Source organism: Actinomycetota bacterium (assembly GCA_005774595.1).
GTDB lineage: Bacteria > Actinomycetota > Coriobacteriia > Anaerosomatales > D1FN1-002 > D1FN1-002.
Genome location: VAUM01000328.1, coordinates 1 through 2,075 on the forward strand (window position 1 = coordinate 1; position 2,075 = coordinate 2,075).

2 protein-coding genes are annotated in these 2,075 nt (G+C 71.9%); both read left to right on the forward strand.

Going from position 1 to position 2,075, the window contains the following annotated elements:
- The first annotated feature begins 590 nt into the window (after positions 1-590).
- A complete protein-coding gene (locus FDZ70_09710; GenBank protein ID TLM69488.1) occupies positions 591-1,616 on the forward strand; it encodes a radical SAM protein in 1,026 nt (341 codons plus the stop codon).
- Positions 1,517-2,075: hypothetical protein (locus FDZ70_09715; protein TLM69489.1), on the forward strand; the 559-nt coding region annotated here is incomplete at its 3' end. The genes FDZ70_09710 and FDZ70_09715, both read left to right, overlap by 100 nt.

Sequence of the window (2,075 nt, forward strand, 5' to 3'; positions counted from 1 at the left end):
GTGGCCGTCGGCCCGTCGCTGCGCACGGCGCGGCCCGAGCCGGCGCACCACGTCGTCCGCCGGACCGCGCCGGGCGACGTGCTGGTCGTGCTCGGAGACTTCGGCCGCAGCATCCGCGTGTTGCGCGCGCTGCGGGACCTGCCGCGGCTCGTCGCTCCCGCGCGGGTCGTGGTGCGCCCGCACCCGCTCGCGCCCGCGGAGCGCCTCGCCGGAGCCCTCGGCTTCGATCTGCGGGCCGCCGGGTTCGCGCTGTCGCACGGCCACCCGCTGGCGCACGACCTCGCGAACGCCTCGGCGGTCGTCTACGACGCCAGCGCCGTCGCGTTCGAGGCGCTCGCCGCCGGGGTCCCCGCCGTGCACATCGATCTCGGTGACGACCTGTCGCTCGACCCGGCCGCGGGCTGCGCGGCGCTTCGCGCGGAGCCTGTCGACGCAGCCGGCGTCGCATCGGCGCTGGACGCCTTCGCGGCGCTGTCGGACGATGACTACGCTTCGCAGGCCGCCGAGGCGCGCGCGTTCGTCGACGCGTCGCTCGGCGAGGTCTCGGATGAGACGCTCGCGGCGTTCCTGCCGCCGGAAGGGGACAGACGATGAGCAGGCCGGCACTCGAGGCCATCGAGGCGCACGTCGGGCGCGACCGCATGGTCGTCGTGAGCCCCGACTACTTCGAGGTGCTCGGCACCGACCGCCTCGCGGACGCGAACGCCACGTTCGGGCCCGAGTTCGCCGAGTACCGCCGCAAGTGGTCGGAGAACCCGAAGGCCCACGTCGTCGAGGAGTTCCCGCTCCACGTCGACGTCGAGGTCACCAACACCTGCAACCTGCGCTGCGCGATGTGCCAGATCCCCTTCGCCGACATGGAGCGCGGCTTCATGTCTGACGAGCTGTACGATTGCATCCTCGCCGAGGTGCGCGAGCATCACCTGCCGAGTATCAAGTTCAACTTCCGCGGCGAGCCGATGATGCACCCGCGTCTCGCCGAGTTCGTGGCCAAGGCCAAGGATGCCGGTGTCCTCGAGGTGCAGTTCAACAGCAACGGCTCGCTGCTCACCGAGGAGCTGTCGCGTGCGCTCATCGAGGCGGGCCTCGACCGCATCAAGTTCTCGATCGACGCGGTCACGCCGGAGGTCTACGACGCCATCCGCCGGGGCACCACCTACGAGAAGACGGTCCCGCGCGTGCTGCGCTTCATCGAGGTGCGGAACGAGCTCGGGCTGACCCGGCCGAGCGTGCAGGTGCAGATGGTGTACATGGAGGACAACGCCGAGGAGGCGCTGCGCTACCTGGACTTCTGGGAGGACAGGGCCAACCGTGTCGGCTTCTCGCGCTACCGGGCCGGGCACAACGTCACCGGCGAGGCGGCCCGCGCCGAGGACCGCGGCGCACTGCGCTTCCCCTGCCACCAACTCTGGCAGCGGCTCGTCGTGCTCTGGGACGGGACCGTGCTGATGTGCTGCGGCGACCATCAGGGCTTGAGCCCGCTCGGGAACGTGAACGACACCCCGCTGCACGAACTGTGGCACGGCGCCGAGATCGAGGCGGTGCGCGCCACGCACCTGCGCGGCGCCTACGACGAAGTGCCCGCCTGCGTGGACTGCGAGGTGAACTACCTGTGAGCGCGCCGGATGCCGCGAACACCTGGCCGCTGCTGATCGCCGAGGTGGCCAACTGCCACGGCGGCGACGAGGGCTACCTGCGCGACCTCGTCGCGCGCCTCTGCGACGGCGCCGCGGACGCGGTCAAGTTCCAGCCGATCGTCGCCGACGAGGTGGTCTCGTTCCGCCATCCGATGCGCGAGGTGTTCGAGTCGCTCGAGTTCGCCGATGGCGTGCTGGCGGATGCCGCGGCCGCGGTCCGCTCGGCCGGCAAGATCGCGCTGTTCGACGTCTACGGCCCGCGTTCGCTCGCGATCGCGATGGCGGCGGGAGCCGAGGGCCTGAAGATCCACGCGATGGACGCCGATGACGCGGGCCTGCTGGGAGCCGCGCTCGGGACGGGCCTGCCGGTGCTGCTGTCGGTCGGCGGCGCCACGGAGGTCGAACTCGCGGCCGCGGTCGAGACGGCGGCGGGACGGC